At 35.1% G+C, this 17,210-nt stretch carries 17 protein-coding genes; 7 read left to right on the forward strand and 10 right to left on the reverse strand.

Annotated features, from left to right (window positions below; genetic code table 11):
- Positions 1-58: 58 nt before the first annotated feature.
- On the reverse strand, positions 59-211 hold the full coding sequence (locus OL225_RS04890; RefSeq protein ID WP_255815997.1) for a hypothetical protein: 153 nt from the start codon (positions 209-211) through the stop codon (positions 59-61).
- Between the two features lie 673 nt (positions 212-884).
- Here OL225_RS04890 and OL225_RS04895 point away from each other — a divergent pair.
- Complete coding sequence (locus tag OL225_RS04895; protein ID WP_264517469.1) at positions 885-2,393, forward strand: adenosine kinase; 1,509 nt, start codon at positions 885-887, stop codon at positions 2,391-2,393.
- Between the two features lie 77 nt (positions 2,394-2,470).
- On the opposite strand, the gene OL225_RS04900 is transcribed toward OL225_RS04895, so the two are convergent.
- Both OL225_RS04900 and OL225_RS04905 read right to left on the reverse strand, forming a co-directional pair.
- Positions 2,471-3,682, reverse strand: coding sequence for a winged helix-turn-helix domain-containing protein (locus OL225_RS04900; protein ID WP_264517471.1), 1,212 nt, complete (start codon positions 3,680-3,682; stop codon positions 2,471-2,473).
- Positions 3,683-3,752: 70 nt separating this feature from the next.
- Complete coding sequence (locus tag OL225_RS04905; RefSeq protein ID WP_047379354.1) at positions 3,753-4,700, reverse strand: beta-1,6-N-acetylglucosaminyltransferase; 948 nt, start codon at positions 4,698-4,700, stop codon at positions 3,753-3,755.
- A gap of 441 nt (positions 4,701-5,141) precedes the next feature.
- Between OL225_RS04905 and OL225_RS04910 the strand changes: the two genes are divergently transcribed.
- From OL225_RS04910 to OL225_RS04920, 3 genes are all read left to right on the forward strand, one after another.
- Complete coding sequence (locus OL225_RS04910) at positions 5,142-5,927, forward strand: DEAD/DEAH box helicase (protein WP_052184789.1); 786 nt, start codon at positions 5,142-5,144, stop codon at positions 5,925-5,927.
- A gap of 134 nt (positions 5,928-6,061) precedes the next feature.
- Complete coding sequence (locus tag OL225_RS04915) at positions 6,062-6,256, forward strand: cold-shock protein (RefSeq protein ID WP_047378166.1); 195 nt, start codon at positions 6,062-6,064, stop codon at positions 6,254-6,256.
- A gap of 346 nt (positions 6,257-6,602) precedes the next feature.
- Entirely contained in the window at positions 6,603-7,061 is a 459-nt protein-coding gene (locus OL225_RS04920; RefSeq protein ID WP_047378165.1) for a MaoC family dehydratase, read from the forward strand.
- 139 nt (positions 7,062-7,200) lie between these two features.
- Here the strand turns inward: OL225_RS04920 and OL225_RS04925 are convergent, their stop codons facing one another.
- Complete coding sequence (locus OL225_RS04925) at positions 7,201-8,163, reverse strand: zinc-binding dehydrogenase (protein ID WP_264517472.1); 963 nt, start codon at positions 8,161-8,163, stop codon at positions 7,201-7,203.
- 45 nt (positions 8,164-8,208) lie between these two features.
- Positions 8,209-9,186 (reverse strand): alpha/beta fold hydrolase, encoded by a 978-nt coding sequence (locus OL225_RS04930; protein WP_264517473.1) that lies wholly within the window; start codon positions 9,184-9,186, stop codon positions 8,209-8,211.
- A 94-nt stretch (positions 9,187-9,280) separates the two neighbouring features.
- Between OL225_RS04930 and OL225_RS04935 the strand changes: the two genes are divergently transcribed.
- On the forward strand, positions 9,281-10,147 hold the full coding sequence (locus tag OL225_RS04935) for a LysR family transcriptional regulator (RefSeq protein ID WP_264517474.1): 867 nt from the start codon (positions 9,281-9,283) through the stop codon (positions 10,145-10,147).
- 4 nt (positions 10,148-10,151) lie between these two features.
- On the opposite strand, the gene OL225_RS04940 is transcribed toward OL225_RS04935, so the two are convergent.
- A complete protein-coding gene (locus OL225_RS04940) occupies positions 10,152-11,216 on the reverse strand; it encodes a serine hydrolase domain-containing protein (protein ID WP_264517475.1) in 1,065 nt (354 codons plus the stop codon).
- A 222-nt stretch (positions 11,217-11,438) separates the two neighbouring features.
- On the opposite strand from OL225_RS04940, the gene OL225_RS04945 reads away from it, so the two are divergent.
- Entirely contained in the window at positions 11,439-12,269 is an 831-nt protein-coding gene (locus OL225_RS04945) for an SDR family NAD(P)-dependent oxidoreductase (RefSeq protein WP_264517476.1), read from the forward strand.
- A gap of 61 nt (positions 12,270-12,330) precedes the next feature.
- Positions 12,331-13,251, forward strand: coding sequence for a helix-turn-helix domain-containing protein (locus tag OL225_RS04950; RefSeq protein ID WP_264517477.1), 921 nt, complete (start codon positions 12,331-12,333; stop codon positions 13,249-13,251).
- Positions 13,252-13,275: 24 nt separating this feature from the next.
- On the opposite strand, the gene OL225_RS04955 is transcribed toward OL225_RS04950, so the two are convergent.
- The 4 genes from OL225_RS04955 to OL225_RS04970 all read right to left on the reverse strand — a co-directional run bounded on the left by OL225_RS04955 (position 13,276) and on the right by OL225_RS04970 (position 17,200).
- Complete coding sequence (locus tag OL225_RS04955) at positions 13,276-13,764, reverse strand: GNAT family N-acetyltransferase (RefSeq protein WP_264517478.1); 489 nt, start codon at positions 13,762-13,764, stop codon at positions 13,276-13,278.
- A gap of 466 nt (positions 13,765-14,230) precedes the next feature.
- A complete protein-coding gene (locus OL225_RS04960) occupies positions 14,231-14,464 on the reverse strand; it encodes a hypothetical protein (protein WP_264517479.1) in 234 nt (77 codons plus the stop codon).
- 2 nt (positions 14,465-14,466) lie between these two features.
- Positions 14,467-15,147: a hypothetical protein gene (locus OL225_RS04965; protein WP_264517480.1), complete on the reverse strand. Its 681-nt coding sequence runs from the start codon at positions 15,145-15,147 to the stop codon at positions 14,467-14,469.
- 223 nt (positions 15,148-15,370) lie between these two features.
- Positions 15,371-17,200: a class I SAM-dependent DNA methyltransferase gene (locus tag OL225_RS04970; RefSeq protein ID WP_264517481.1), complete on the reverse strand. Its 1,830-nt coding sequence runs from the start codon at positions 17,198-17,200 to the stop codon at positions 15,371-15,373.
- Between the last annotated feature and the right edge of the window lie 10 nt (positions 17,201-17,210).

Consider the following 17,210-nt stretch of genomic DNA (forward strand, 5'->3'; position numbering starts at 1 on the left):
AAGAAGCCTTGAACTCATGGCTTTCATTCCTACAGTAATGAATGTATCTCTTAAAAAGTTATGACATCATCATTTTACACATCATATCAAAGCACATGTCTTGAGAAATACAGGTGTGCTGTGAATGGCGGGACTCTGCAGAACACTGATGCTGCATCGGAGCTGTTGCCGTGATAGTGCATAGGTAAGAATCAAAGTAGTTCTTATTCATGAGAATAAAGTTTATGTTTTTTTTAACTGTGTCAAAATTATTTAATAATTGATGAACCCCGGTAAAAGGGGAGTATGAGATAAATCATATTAACCTACTAAATTAGTAGACTAATATGAAAATGTAAAGCTTACTTATTGTATCTGTTTGATAATCATTAATTTGATTGAGTATTAAAAATGTTAAAAAATTATAAAAAAAATAGGATTTAAAGCTGTGAATTAAAATTAACACCATAAGTCTATTGTTTTTATAGACTTTTTATTTATTTTATAACACAAGCTGCTGTCTGAACTGGAAGACTGATAGGTGAAATTTTTGTAGGAGGTTTGGTTTTGGCTAAGAAGAAGATAGATCCGGCGATGTCAGCTTTATCAGATGTCTAAGAATAAATAAATTTTATAGTTTTGATAAAGAAAATAATAAAAAAGGCTGTCTTCCAGGTAAGGCAGCCTTTTTCTTAAGATTGCTTTTGTAACTCAGTGAATTGCATTTGCCGCAGTCTTTGAAAAACTGTTTCTGAAATTTAAAAATTGATATCTTTCATCATTCTTAATGGTGATTGGAGTTCTTTTACAGAAAAATTAATTATATTTTTGATAATTATTTTATTTGCACAATTCTTTATCAAAAGTGATAAAGCGTAACGATTGTAGAAAACCACTCCAATAATATGATGAAAAAATACCTTACTTATATAGCACTTTTGGGAACACCTTTGTTTTGGGGACAAAATAAAGTAATCGGAACATCTGCTTACCAGAATAGCTTGAAGCTATCAGAGAAGGAAAATGAAGCCATGGCATTTGATAATGATATAAAATTATCTGATGCGGAAATAGTTTTGGATAAGAAGATATTGCAACTACGTAAGCAGTTTCTAAGTGACACAGAATCCAAAAAGATATCTTTATACAACAGCTCTTTTTATGAAATAAAACCTTTAATAGAAGGCAGTAAGCTGTATGAAATAGTACAGACCATGCCGAAAGGAGGTTTGCTGCATACCCACAGCGGAGGGATAACGGAGGTGAAATGGATAATTTCGGCTGCCAGAAAATACCAGGAATGCTACGTTTACGATCAGAAAGATAATGATCAGTTCATTTTCGGACAGCTGGCTTTTTTTGAAAAAGGAAAAGTTCCGAACGGATTTGTCAGTCTTGATAAAAAACTGGCTTCAAACCCTGATTTTGAAAAACAGTTACAGGACCTTCTTACGTTGAAACGTGAAAACCTTTGCTCTTACACAGATTATTGGATTGAATTTGAAAAACGTTTTAAGCGTATCAATCTGCTGCTTCCTTACCGTCCTTTCTTCAAAGAATATTATTTAAAAGGATTCCAGGATTTGATCAAAGATAAAGTACAGCACGTAGAAATCAGATATATTTTTGATGAGCTTTATGACTTCCAGCATGGGAAATACCCTTTAAAAACTTCCATCACAGATCTGCAGGATATTCTTAAAGAAGTACACAAGTCTGATCCGCAGTTCACCCTGAAACTGATTTATTCAAGCTTTAAATTCCTGGATAATGAAAGTATTGGGAAACAGCTGGAAACAGCATTTGAGATGAAGAAAGAATTTCCGGATATGATTTCAGGATTTGATCTTGTAGCAGATGAAGCTGCTGGACACAACATCAATTTTTTTGAGAAAAACTGGGCAAAACTGAACGAGCTTACTAAAAAATACGGCGTAGAAATGCCTCTTTTCCTTCACGCAGGAGAAAGCAACTCCGCCTTGAATAAAAATGTTCTGGATGTAGCTTTATTAAATAACAAAAGAATCGGGCACGGACTGAATCTGATCTACTTCCCCAAAACAATGGAGCAGATAAGAACACAAAATAAACTGGTGGAAGTGAGCCCAATCAGTAACCAGGTTCTGGGATATGTGAGTGATATGAGAAATCACCCTGCCAGAGTATTATTAAGCAATGGAGTGCAGTGTTCCATCAACAGTGATGATCCTTCCGTATATGGATACACAGGGCTTAGTTATGATTTCTGGGTAGCAATGGTGTATTGGGAGCTGGATGTAAAAGCACTAAAAAAACTGGTTTTCAATTCCATTAATTATTCTTCTCTGAATGAAAATGAGAAAAAGAATTCATTATCCTATCTGAATCAGCAATGGAATGATTTTGTCCAGAAAACAAATCAGAAATTGAACTAACCGGGATTTTCCTGAAAAAAATAAAATCGCATTATTGACTTAATAATGCGATTTGTCTTTTAATAGATCAACCAAGATTACTTTCTCAACTTTGATCTGGATAATTCTTTTTTTACCATAGAACCTAATTTTGAAGGACTTACTTTTGTCAGAACCAAAGATTCACAACCATTGAAGACAGCAAAACGTTTTACGGTTTCTACAAAAGGTGTAAGCCATAATTCAGGAGCTATTGTATTGTTTTCAATATGTAAATGGATAAGCTCAAACTTTTTTTCCTTTCTGTGCGCTTTACAGTCAACCCTTCCGATAAACTGATCCCCAAACAGAATGGGCAGACAGAAGTAACCATATTGTCTTTTTTCCTTCGGAGTATAGCATTCCAACCGGAAATCAAAATCAAAAACCTGTTTGATCCGGTCACGATGAATAATAGAATTATCAAACGGTGACAGCAGCCATACATTAGAATCTGTCACATCAAATCTTTTTTCCAGCAGATTATTTTGAACATAAACAGAATTTCCTCCATCAACTTTAACTTTCGATATTGTACCTTCTTCAAGCATAGCCTGTAAAACCTCATTCACATTCTTCTTCAGGTCATTTCCTGTCCGAAGATGGGTGATCTGCTTTACCGTAGTAAATCCATAAGCACGGAGATTGGTTGTTACCAGATATTTCGCAAACTCAAGTGGAGTAGGTTCTGTGGTATTGATGGAAGAAGGCAGAACTCTTTCAGTCAGATCATATGTTTTCTGCATTCCGGAGCGTCCGCTGATCATCAGGTCTCCCTGCATGAAAAGTCTTTCAAGAGCTAGTTTGGCAGGCTTCCAGTTCCACCAGGTTCCTGCTTTATGACTTTCGTTTTCAAAATCTCTTGCCCGTTTGGGACCTTCACTGCGAATGATGTCTATGACATATTTCATTACTTTTGGGTCTGCATTGTAATAACGGGATTCTCCTCGTTTGATGGTAAGCATTTGGGGTAAAACATACCGGAAATCCTGCATCGGAAGATAAGAAGCTGCATGAAACCAATATTCAAATACCTGGCGTTCCTCTACCAGTTCTTCAAGATAATCAGCCTTAAAGTCAGGGATTCTTGTCCAAAGTGTATGATGATGGGCGCGTTCCACCATAGACAAAGTATCAATCTGTATATATCCGAGATGCTCCAAAGCATAAAGCACCGCATCTTTTCCGGTTCCGAACGGTGTATTTTGTGCTAATCCCTGACTATTTAATGTTGCAAGCTTTAAGTGCTCTAGCGCCAACTTCTTTTCCATATCTGAAGAAAACAGGTTTGTGATGTTTTTTCAAATATAAGGATTTGATCGAAAAATTTTGAGTAAGATATCAGTTGTTCTGACGGTTATCTCTTTTTAATTCCCTTTCAATTTCATTCACATAGGGTAGGGGAAGATGAAAACTTTCCTCGATATATTTTCTGATATTTTCATCAGTTTTGTTGTTTATCTTTCTGATAAAAAGCTGATTGCCGGATTTTAAAGATTCAATATAACTGAATGTACTCTGTGTATTTTGAAAAATTGATTTCTCAAGTACAGCTCTTTTATCATCATTAATAATGATATCACTAAATGATGTATTCATAAGAACAGTCTGAAAAAAAGATTCTGCAGGTAAAAAAGTATGAAGATAGTAATCTTCAAAATCCATTACCATTTTATTATTGATTAAGAATAAACAGGTTTCTCTTGTAAAAATGAACCATTTTCCACCAATAAAAGGGACTACTCCTTTCATAAATGTTCTTTTGTAGATGAAAGATGAAATCACATAGGCAAATTCAGTGAAATAACTTTGTATTCTTTGCAGGGTGTCTGGTCTATAAAATTTCTGGTCGTAATAAAAAAGATAATTTCTGTCTTTATGGGTGGAAAGAAATTGGCGGATAATATTTTGTGATTTCAGGGGATAATCTTCACCGCTTAGATTAATGAAATAATCCCATTCTTTACTTACGTTTAAGAGAAACTCCATGGCATTCAACTCAGCCTGAACCATATTGAAGCCTCCTGAAACAATATTCAGGCTGTCCAGAATATAGACATTGGGAAACTGAACTACATACAGCTGTATTTCTTCAATGAGATCGGGCTTGGCTTTTCTGTCAATATGAATAAGATAAAACTGATCCCTTGTATAAATTTTCTTAAACATCTCCTTAAATACTTCAGGTTTATGATGTACCATAATAAAATAAGCAATCCTTACATGCGGGCCCGTATGTGACTCTAATGTTCTGGGATAAGGTTTTGTTCTGGGATCAGAAGTTTGCATGATTCGGAGTTTAAAATCATCTGCATCAACAAACAATTTAGTTAATTGCTAGAAGATACGAATAAATTTTTGATAATCAATTAATTAAATGGAATTGTGTTTGTTTTTTTTATTGTAAGTTTGCAAAACATTTATAAAACAGGTCACTGCCTTTGCTATTCTGTCATAGTTTAAAATCACATTTTTTTCTTTCAGTTTTGCTTTTTCAGCTACCAATTTATAATCTTCATTTTCCTGGCAGAAAACAAAGATTATAAAGTTCTATTGTAGATTAGGAGCGATACGTCATGGCTGGGTAATATATTACAGATATTATTGTAGCTAAAACAAGAAAAAGATGAGCAGAAAAGAATACTCTTTATTTGTTTATCCTTACCAGATACCCATTCAAATTCTGATCAACAGATTTGCTTACAAAATACCGGAAAGCCGGAATTTATAATGAATTTTAAAAATTTAAATTTAATCAACCCAATTATCCGTGCAGTGACAGAAGCTGGATATTCCAGGCCTACTGAAATACAGTGTAATGCAGTTCCGTCTATTTTATCGGGAAGAGATGTTGTAGGATGTGCAGAAACGGGTACAGGAAAAACAGCAGCATTTGTTATGCCTATTTTGCAGCTATTGAAAAGGCATACTCCGGACCATAAAGAGATACGAATTTTAATACTTACGCCAACACGGGAATTGGCTATGCAGCTAGAAGAAAATCTTGGAATTTACAGTAAGTATTTACCATTGTCTCAGCTTTCTGTTTATGAAGGTTTTCCTATTGGAGGCCAGCTTGCAGCGCTGAGGAAAAGAGTGGATATTCTTGTGGCAACACCGGGAAGACTGCTTGATTTAGAGAATCAAAGACATATTGACCTTTCCAAAATTGAAATATTTGTTTTAGATAAGGCAGATAAAATGCTTGATATGGGGTTCATTAATGAAGTGAAACAGGTTTTAAAACTGCTTCCCCAGAAAAGACAAAATCTGGTTTTTTCGACAACAATGCCAGGAAGCGTAAGACATTTTGCCGGAACAATGCTGAACAATCCCGTGGAGGTTATTGTCAGCCCGGTTTCTTCAACAGCAAAGATGGCCAGCCAGCCGGTTTGTTTTGTAGAAAAAGAAAAAAAAACAGATTTGCAGACAGATAAACTGCAGAAAAAAAATATAAGATCAATGGTTTTTACACGTACTCAACATGTAGCCAATAAACTGGTCCAGCAGCAGTAGAATTTCCGGATATTCCTGAAACCTGTGTTCATAGGATTGGATAAACCGGAATAGAAGGAACTGCTATTTCATTTTTATGAATAGAATCTGTAGCGTTTACAGACTATAATATACAATTTTTAATAATAATTACAATGCAAGAAGGCACCGTAAAATTTTTCAATGAAGCAAAAGGCTTCGGTTTTATTACTCCAGCAGATGGAAGTAAAGATATATTTGTACACTCTTCAGGATTAAGCACAGGAACAATCCGTGAAAATGATAAAGTAGTTTTTGATGTACAAAAAAGTGATAAAGGCTTAAATGCTGTTAACGTAAAGTTGGCATAATTAAAGTCTTACTTGCAGGTATGTTACAATAACATACCTTTCCATATTAAGTTTCATATTTTTTATATTTTTTTTACAGATTCAAAATCCATAAAACTTAGTATCTGGATCTATTGTTTGAAAAAACATGGATGTAATTTAGATTACTTTTTATTTTCATTAGCCTCTTACTTATGTGAGAGGTTTTCCGGGATTTGAAAATATAAGGATGGTAATTGGACCAGATATTGATAGACTAAGATTGAATGTTTGAAAAATATAAAAAATATGCAGACTTGGTATATCATTATTACAGTGTTTACAACAGCTGTACATATTTTAATCCCTCAAAAGGTTCAGAAATAATATGATTATTATTAATAATTTTAATGAGTATAAGTCTTTTGAAGGACAAATGATAGGAGTTTCTGACTGGCATACAATACATCAGGATCAGATCAACAGATTTGCAGATGCTACTTTAGATGATCAGTGGATTCATACAGATCAGGAAAGGGCAGAAAATGAAGGCCCTTTTAAATCAACTATTGCTCATGGTTATTTAACATTATCATTGATTCCTTATCTCTGGAAACAGATTGCAGATGTTCGGAATGTAAAAATGGAAATCAATTACGGAATAGAGAACCTTAAATTCGGAGATGCTGTTCCTGTAAACAGTGAGGTAAGGCTGCAGGCGACGGTAAAATCAGTAATCAATCTCAAGGGAACTGTAAAAGCAGTCGTTGAAGCTAAACTGCTGATTAAAGATCATATAAAACCTGCCTATACAGGTGATGTCGTTTTCCTTTATCATTTTTTCTGATACAAAATTTAAAAAATTAACCTGTTAACTTAATTAGTGTTAGTGTTTTATGAATAAAAAGCATCATTGATTTCAATGACACTTTTAAGTTTTTGTTATCTGTTCTACGGCTTATTATAAAACAGTTATCTATGTATTTTTACAATGACAGCACTATTTTGCCCAATAAAGGTCTGTCCCGTTTTGAATCCTCTATTCTTTGATGGGCACTTTTAATATCTTCAAACGGGTAGATACTGTCTATAACAGGCTTTACCTGTCCGGTTTCGATGAGCTGGGTAATATGATGGAGTTCATCTCTGCTTTGTCTGGTAAAAACGAAATGATACGTCGCATTTTTTTCCCAGGCGTGGATGAGGTTTTGTGGCCGGGCAATGTCAACCAGGCTTACAACAGTACCATAATCAGCTAAAGCAAGAGGGCTGTCTGAGAGCGTGTTTCCTCCCACGGTATCAATGATGACATCAACACCTCTTCCCCTGGTATGAGTTTGTATTTTTTCAATCCAATTTTCTTTATGATGGTCAATAACTACATCTGCTCCAAGATGCCGAAGCTTTCCATGTAAGCTGCTCTGCCCTGTAGTGTACACATAGGCACCTAATGATTTGGCCACCTGTATGGCGAGTGAGCCAACACCTCCTGCACCTCCAAGGATGAGAATGCTGTCTCCTTTTTTTAATTGGGCACGTACCACAATCATTTCCCATACCGTTCCTCCAATAAGCGGAATAGCTGCCGCTTCCTCATAGCTTAGGTTATTGGGCATTCCTGATAATGAGGATTCTTCAGTAAGGTGATATTCAGAATAGCTGCCCGAACCTCCAAAACGTGGGGAATAATAGACTTTATCGCCAGGTTTCCATTTTTGTACGGCTTCACCTACTGCAATAACATCACCGGCAATATCATGACCGGTTATAATGGGTAATTCAAACAGGGACGCATAATCTCCGCGTCTTACCTGATAATCCAGAGGATTTACAGAAGCAGCCTTTACTTTTACCAATACCTGAAAAGGATTTGTGATAGAAGGAACGGGCATTTCCGTTACCTCCAGAACTTCCGGTCCACCATAGTTTTTAATGACAATTGCTTTCATAATTAAATATTTCGCTTACTTTTTAATAGTTTAAAACTTACTTGGCTATTGGGGCAATGTCCCCATAAATTCAAATATTTCAGCACCTATTTCTTCAACGTTTGTTTCCAGAGCAAAGTGTCCTGTATCATAGAACTTTAATTTCGCATCCGGCAGATCTCTTTTATAGGCTTCGGCTCCTGCAGGGAGGAAATACGGATCGTTGTTTCCCCATACCAGTAACAGCTTCGGTTGGTGTTTTCTAAAATATTCATGGAATTTCGGATATAAGGCTACATTGGTTCTGTAATCTTTTACTAAGTCAAGCTGTATATCTATATTACCAGGTCTGTCAAGAAATTTCTGGTCGAGAGTGTAGGATTCAGGTGCAATTAAAGAAGGATCAGAAACGCCATGATAATATTGAAACATGGTGGCTTCTTTAGAAACAAAGTCTTTGAGGGCAAGGCGGTTTGCCTGTGATGGGTCTTTCCAGTATTTCTGTATAGGATTCCATTCTTTGCTTAACCCTTCTTCATAGGCATTTCCGTTTTGAGAGACAATCCCGGTGATCTTTTCAGGATTATTCATGGCAAGGCGTAAACCTACCGGAGCACCATAATCAAAAATATAAACCGCAAAACGTTTCATTTCAAGTTGATCTACAAATGCCTGTACAGTTTCTGCAAGATGATCAAAGGTGTAAGAGAACTGCTGATGATCCGGAGCATCAGAATACCCAAAACCAGGCAGATCCGGAGCAATGACATGGTATTTTTTACTCAGTATAGGAATCAGGTTCCTGAACATATGGGAAGAGGTAGGGTAGCCGTGCAGAAGAAGTATTGTAGGAGCGTTGGCAGGGCCTGCTTCTCTGTAAAACAGATTTAAATCATTTACCTTGATGTTGCGATAGTGGATAGGATGGTTTTCCATAATGTGATGGTTTAATGTTAATTTTTGATTGGTTTGAGCCATTGTCATATTGTTTACAAGCAAGCCAAACGAGAGGGCTGCAATGAATGGTCTGAATATTATTTTCATTTATTTTTTTTGATAGTCCAAAATTAATACGGATATTTGATTACTGAAAACGATTAATTGTAATCAGTGTAATCACTTATAATGATTAATTGGGATGAACATAAACGATTTGAAAATATTTGAAGCCGTGGCAGAAAGTGGCAGTTTTACAAAAGCAGCTTCCATGATGTTTACGGTTCAGTCGAATGTTACGGCAAGAATAAAAAGTCTTGAAGATGAATTTAATACTAAGCTTTTCTCACGTACTTCCCGAAAAGTAGAACTTACTTCCGAAGGCATGATCCTGATGCAGTATTCTAAACAGATTCAGCATTTGGTAGAAGAAGCAAAGAATAATATTCTGAGCGGTGAAAACATCAGAGGATGTCTGAAAATAGGCTGTATAGAAACAACGATGGCATTAAAGGTTCCTGAAATCCTTAATACGTTTGATGAGAAATATCCAGGCATTGAACTGGAGTTTAAATCAGACACCAGAGATTCAGTACTTTCCGGTGTTTTGGAGTATAACCTTGATGCAGCTTTTGTTTCTGCTCCTGTAAATGCTAAAGGACTGGAGAAAATCTGTATTAAAGAAGAACAGCTTGTGATTCTTACCTCATCAAAAGGCCCGAACCTGCAGACACTCATCGTGAATGAACCACTGAAGATAGTAGTATTCGATGAAGGCTGTATTTTCAGAGAAAGGTTAGAATCCTGGTTAAGCCATAAGGGAATCCTGAACTATAAAAGCACCACCCTGAATTCTATTGAGGGTGTCATTAATTTCGTAGAAGCAGGGTTGGGAATCAGTATACTGCCGGAAGAAATTGTTTCCAAATACTACGCAGGAAGAGACATTAAGACTTATGGACTGAATAAGCAGCTGGGAACCATGAATACCATTCTTGTTTTCAGAAAAGATGGTCCGCAGTCGAGGGCTTTACAGTGCTTTATTGACATGCATGCGCAACTATTATAATCTATTACAATTTGTTTTTGATTTCAGGAAGCGTAATTTCTTTGTTATAAAGCAGATTAACTATATTTTTTATAAAATCCTCCTTTTTAATCCGTTCTCCATTGGTATCATAAGCGATGGAGATATCTGCCTCTTTATTATAGATAAGAATAGCGTGTGATCCTAAGGTATCACCGCCATGACCATAAAATGTAATACCGTCAAAATCCCAGATTGCCATTCCTCTTCCCCAATTTTCTTTTCCCAATACAGGTTCCATCAGTTTCAGTGTTTCTTTTTTCAGAATAACATTATGGAATAAACTGTTGATGAAAATATTCAGATCATAAGGCGTTGAAGAGATGTCACCCACACCAATTACATTGAGAAAGTCTATTTCCTTTTTCAGCATATTCCAGGAATTGTTTTCATAACGATAAGGCAGAAATATATTTTTTTGATTCGCCTGGAAAGAAGCTGAATTTTTTAATTGGAGGGGTTTTAGAATTTCTGAACGAACTATTTTGTGAAACGTTTTTTTATATTTTTGTTCAAGAATTTTCGTTAAAAGGTAATAAGCAGAATTGGAATAAGCAACCTTTTCACCCGGCTCAAAACTCTTCCCTTGTTTTATAATGAGATCCATAATTTCTTTGTCACTTACTTTTTCGGTTACCCATACTTCCCCATCTCTCACCACATAGCTTCCCAGTCCGCTGGTATGCTCTAGTAAATTTTTAATAGTTATTTTATCTGAATTGATAATTTCAGGATAAAACTCAGAAAGTTTATTATTGAGATTCAGTTTATTTTCTTCAATTAACTTGAAAATTAAAACAGCTGTAATCATTTTGGTAACAGAGCCTACCTGATATTTAGTATCCTTATTATAAGTTAATTGCGGGATGTTTTTTTGTCCGAAATTTTTAGAATAGACTTCTTTACCATTTTTGAAAATCGAGAGACTGCCCACTCCCAGATTATTATTTTCAATATAATTAAAGTAATGATCTAATTTTTCCGGGTTGATGGTTTGTGAAAAAAGATAATTGGAAATAAGAATAAGCAGTAATGTAATTTTAATGTTCATGATGAGTTTTTGTGGGTTAGTCATTTATAAAACAACCGGATGGGTAAGAATATTACATATGATGATGTTTTTGTCCTCCAAAACTCAGTTAAGTGTTTAAAGCTCTTGTGGTTTTGTTTCAACTTAAAGATCCTCAATTCGCCTACAAAGGTCTGCGATTAGACTACAATTTCAGGAGACAGGCTTTATAATTTTGCTTTATCAAAAAAACATTTTAAAATTATGATACAGCAAAATAGAATCTGGTTTATCACCGGAGCATCAAGAGGTTTCGGACGCATCTGGACAGAAGCAGCATTGGAACGTGGTGACAAAGTGGTGGCCACCGCAAGAAAACTGGAAAGCATTGCCGATTTTAAAGAGAAATATGGTGATAACGTACTTACTTTAGCATTGGATGTTACGAATCCTGAGCAGGTAAAAGAAGCCGTACATAAAGCCCACCAGCATTTCGGAAAGCTGGATATTGTACTGAACAACGCAGGATATTCGCTGGTAGGAACCATAGAAGAGGCGGGTGCAGATGAAATCCGTGCTTTATATGAAACCAATATTCTTGGTCCCGTAAGTGTTATTAAGGCGGTATTGCCAATCATGAGAGAGCAGGGATACGGGCATATTCTGGGGACTTCAAGTAATCTCGGACACGTTACATTACCCGTCATTGGGTATTACAGTTCTTCCAAATGGGCTTTTGAAGCAATCCATGAGAGTCTTGCAGAAGAGATTAAGCAATTCGGGATAAAGGTAACCATTATAGAACCGGGAGCGTATGCTACAGAATTTGGAAGTCAGGACTCACTGAAGTTTTCTCAGAACATGGAGGTGTACAATGACTTTAAAACAGAATTTATAAAGACCATTCAGTCTTATGAGAAAGGAGATCCTAAAGCGACACCAGAAGCGCTCTTTAAAATGGTAGATGCTGAAAATCCACCGTTGCGCTTTCATCTGGGAAGTCATAATCTTCCTTTGGTGAAGTCTGTATATGCAGAAAGAATCAATCTTTGGGAAGCCTGGGATGAAGTTTCCAGTGCAGCGCAGGGATCATAGCAAACAGTAACAGCCGGTTATACAATTATAGCCGGTTTTTCGTACCTTTAAAATACCAATTATGAAAAAGACAGATCAAACTCCGTTCAAATTTGAATCGTTATCAGAGGCCAGCCGGTTTTTCGGACTGCCAACCCCCAAGCATCCACTCATCAGCTTAATGAATGGGGCACATAATCTGGTGGCAACAGATAAATTGTCTCAAAAACATGTGTTGAGTTTCTATAAAATATCCTATAAACCCAAACTGGAAGGCAGAATAGAATATGGACAAGGCTACTACGATTTTAATGAAGGCGGACTGCTCTTTGCAGCACCCGGCCAGGTGATAGGAGGGAACGGAAACAGTGATACCGTTTGTTCACAATATTCTCTGCTCATTCATCCTGACTTCTTTCTGGGATATCCCATCGCCAGGAAGATCAGGCAATATGGTTTTTTCTCCTATTCTACGAAAGAAACCCTGCACCTTTCTGAAGAAGAAAAAAATACGGTGCTTTCTATCTTTAATTTTATTGAGTCTGAACTCAACAGCCGTATTGACGACTTCAGCCATGATGTGATGATCTCTCAGATAGAACTGCTTCTTACCTATGCCAACCGTTTTTATAAACGCCAGTTTATCACCCGTAAAGCAACCAGCAGCAGCCTACTGCAAAAATTTGAAGATTTGCTGGATGGATATTTTAAAGATGAAATGTCTCTTAATAAGGGAATACCCACGGTCAGTTATTTTGCAGAAAATCTCCATCTTTCACCCAGTTACTTAAGCGATATGCTGCGTTCCTTAACGGGGCAGAGTACCCAGCAGCATATTCATGATAAACTGATCAGCGAGGCAAAGGAAATGCTTTCCACCACCAGCCTGTCTGTAAGTGAAGTGGCATATGCACTGGGGTTTGAGCATTCCCAGTCGTTCAGTAATTTATTTAAAACAAAAACCAAGCTTTCTCCTTTGGAATTCAGGAAGTCTTTCAATTAATGTTTTGATTTATTTGGGATTAAATTAACGGTCAAGTCTGTAAATAAATTCCTCAATCTCCGTTTGTCTGGCATTGGCAAAGCCTTTATCTGTACCTACTTTTATAAAACCACAGTTTTCCAGCACCTTTTGCGAACCCAGATTATCAAAGGCAACCCGTCCAAAAATAGGCCTTGTGGTTTCAAGGGTGAGAAAATCTTTCAATGCTGTTGTGGCAACCCTTTTTCCCCAAAAAGGCTTATCAATCCAATAGGTGATTTCTGCATCCCCTTCCATGATAAATTTGGCAATGCTTCCGGCGATCTCATTACCTGCCATAATTGTCTGATTGTTAATGGTGGGATCAGCCAGCAATCTTGTAAATTTCGCCAGATAGGCTTCTTTATCGGTGGAATCTTTTGACATAAAGGCTGCCAGATGCCTGGCTTCAGGCTCAAGCTGAAATTCAAAAAGGATATCCAGATCCGCTACTGTGGTTGGTCTGAGTTGTATTTCATAACTACTGTTTTTCATGTTAATGGATGTGTTGGTTGATCTTCAAATATAAAACTTATTTAAGCTTTTCACACAGTAGCCTGATCTTTAAATCTGAGAAAAAATCAAAGATTTTTAAAAACTTATGTGTACCTATTCTTCACAAGGATATCACAGATTTTCACAGATGTTTGTGGTTTTATAACCTTTACCCCCCCCTCGGAAGCCCCTCGAGCCACTAATACAAGGGGTTAGACCCTCTTTGATAAGTTCCTCGAGCCCCTTGTGTAACACCCTTTACCCCCTTATACAACCCCCTATACCCCCTTACCCAAGGGGGTAGATCTCCTTACTTAAGAGGCTGGAGACACTTCCTCAAGGGGGTAGAGGCTGTTCGGAAGACCCTGGAGAGGGTATGATAAGTGGGTAGAGCCCCTTAGATAACGGTCTGGAGGTGGTTTATAGGTTTCAGGACACACTTGTATCATTGTCGATATACACTTATCTAAGTGTCTGCAGACAGTTCTTTAAGTGGTGAGAGCGACCAGGGAAGAAGCTGAAGATATTTCTGTAAGTGGCTCCGGACACTTGGGTAAGTGTTGCAGATTACTTTTGAAGGGGGTGCAGACAGTTTGGAAAATACTTCCGGATACTTATGGAAATGTCCGGAGGCTCTTTGAAAGTTCCTTGAGCCTTTGTATTTGAATTCTATGTTTTTATGAAAGCGCTGAACCAGCATGGTTAATAATACTCAAATACTCTTTCTGTTTTTTGTTGTATTGCTCCCTGATCATCTACTAATTCTTCATAAATGGAGTTGGCTTGCGGATCAAGCTTTACATCTTTATAAATGAGCTTAGATTTTTTTTGCTTAGTGGCATCTTCAAGAAGGGTTTCACTTCTCATTTCATTGATGTAGGTGTAGAAAATAGTACTGTTAACCGGGGTTTCAAAGAAATTTCCGGTTTCTTCTGTTCTTATAAGACGGTTATTTTTGTCAAAATAAAACAGCTTGCTAAGGGATATATTGTGAGCAGAATCCTTTGAAACTCTTTTGTACAGAGAATCCGAAACTTTTTCAAAATAGCCTGTAGTTTCTATCTTCTTATTGCCAGGATTAAAGGCTTCAAAATAGCGTTTGGCTTTGTCCTTTGAATTATAAGTGATGATCTTATTGATAGATCTTTCCTGAGAAGGTCCACTTCCGATAGCATTGTAATATTCTATTTTTGTCAGAAAACCCTCTTTGTCATAATAGGAAATGTTTTTATAGCTGTTCTCCGGTGAATAAGTGGTGATCTCTGTGATGGTTTTGGGATGCCCAAAATAGTTAGAAAACTTCAGGTCATTAATGATAGATTTTTCCTGACCACTTACAAGAGCATATAACAGAATAAACAGATAGCTAAGTTTTGTTTTCATATGGTAAGGGTTGGGGTGTTCTATAATTTCGATAAGTCTCAAATATAGGTAACTCTTTTCAATAGTGAAAAGAGAATAGGTTTATTAGGTCTTGCATATTTAAATCATATTGTTGTTAGAATGTTTGATTTATAATATTAATACTATACGAAAGGATTCGTTGGTGAACGAGGTGAAAGAAGTGAAAGAAATATTATGACAGTATTCCATAGGCTCTTTGTATTTAAATTTGATATTTTTGTTTAAAAAAAATATTAAGTAATTCCTTATTTTCCTCTTCTAAGAGAAATTGTTTTTCTTGTTCATTTAAATTACAGATTCCAAAATTTTTTAGATAATTTTTACTGAAAGATATAAAGCCAGATGAATAATCTTTTGACACATTTGATATATATTTATAAAAAATATCCGACTCAAGAATCTTTTTAAGTATCATAAGCTCTTCTTTAGAATCTGATATTACAGCTATCCCATTATAAAAAAGTAAATCCTTATCAAGGTTGATAATGAATTTTGGTTTCTTAGATATATGGGCAAAAAATAATTTAAATTTATCAATATCTAATGATTGTCTCCTTCCGTAAGCATACCATTCTTCATATTTACCATTGCTTTTATCTCTCGTGGATAGAATTTCTCTCATATCACAAAGGTATTCATAGGCATTAGGGTACTTAATTATAAAACGATCTTCTGATATTATTTTTAAGTTTGAATCGTATGGGAAAATTATTTTTTCATTAAGTAGTTTGATATCATCACTTTTTTTAATTTTATTTGCATTTACAATATTTCTACAAATTGATTTTTCAATTTTATATTCAATTTTATCCTTTAATAAATAATAGTTATTATCATCTTCTTTAAAGGGAGTAAACTTATAAATATTATTTTTTAGTGTAGCAATTCCATTTCTTGTAGTAAAAACTTTTGAAAATGGTTCTCCTATATTTTCAACAGTTCTAACTAATTTTGCTGTAGATTCATCATTAACTAAATTCCATCCACTAAAATTGTTCAGTTCATTGTATAAATATGTCTTAAAAGAATCTAATTTTATTTTATTTATATTTTGACTTTCAGTCCTGATATATTTTACTATAGGATTATCTAATAAAATAAAACAAATACAGGTATAAGTATTTCTATCTTTAAATAATTGCTCACCTCCAAAATTAATAATTGTTAAATCAATTTCTGAATTTTTAAAATAGTCTCTTAATGCTCTGCCATTAATGCTTTTCAAAAAAGTGTTAACAGTGATGTATCCTAATATTCCTTTAGAATTTAGATTTTCTATTCCTATTTGAAAAAAAGGTATATATAAATCTGGATGTCCAGTCTTAGATACTTCTATTTTTTTTAGCTTTTCTAAAGTCTCAGTATCCATATTTCTTGAGCAGACATATGGGGGATTACCAATTATGATATCAAATCCATTTGATAATTTTATTTTATTATTCTTTTTACGCCAATCAAAATCTAAAGAATTTCCTTGATACAAATTAAACTTAAAATATTTTGAATCTTCTCCATATTCAATTGCTAATAAACTCAATAAAATTTTAGATCTTTCAACACTATGTTCTTCTATGTCAATTCCAAAAATATTATTTTCAAAAATTTCGTAAAAAGATTTATTAGTTTTTTTATAAATTTTTTCAGCTGCAGTTAATAAAAAACCACCGCAACCACAGGAAATATCTCCAATTTTGATATCAGGAATTTCATTATTGTTTTTTTGCGCAAAAGTTTTCTCCACAATAAAATCCCGGATAAATTTTGGAGTATATACAGCACCATTTACAATCTTAGTGGATGGTGAAATCACAAATTCAAAAGCCTCAATAAGTTCTTCAAAATTCGTTATTGATCCTAGATTATTAAGTTCTATTAAATCATCAGAAACTTGGTATAGACTTTTTATATATGTATTTTTAATATTAATTGTTTTTTTGTTGTATAAATAATTACTAACAATTAAACAATTAACTGTATTGTTTTCAGTGTTGTACTTTTTTAAAAAATTAAAAAAAGCTTTACTTAATGCCATTTAAATATTT

This window comes from Chryseobacterium viscerum (assembly GCF_025949665.1).
Taxonomy (GTDB): domain Bacteria; phylum Bacteroidota; class Bacteroidia; order Flavobacteriales; family Weeksellaceae; genus Chryseobacterium; species Chryseobacterium viscerum_A.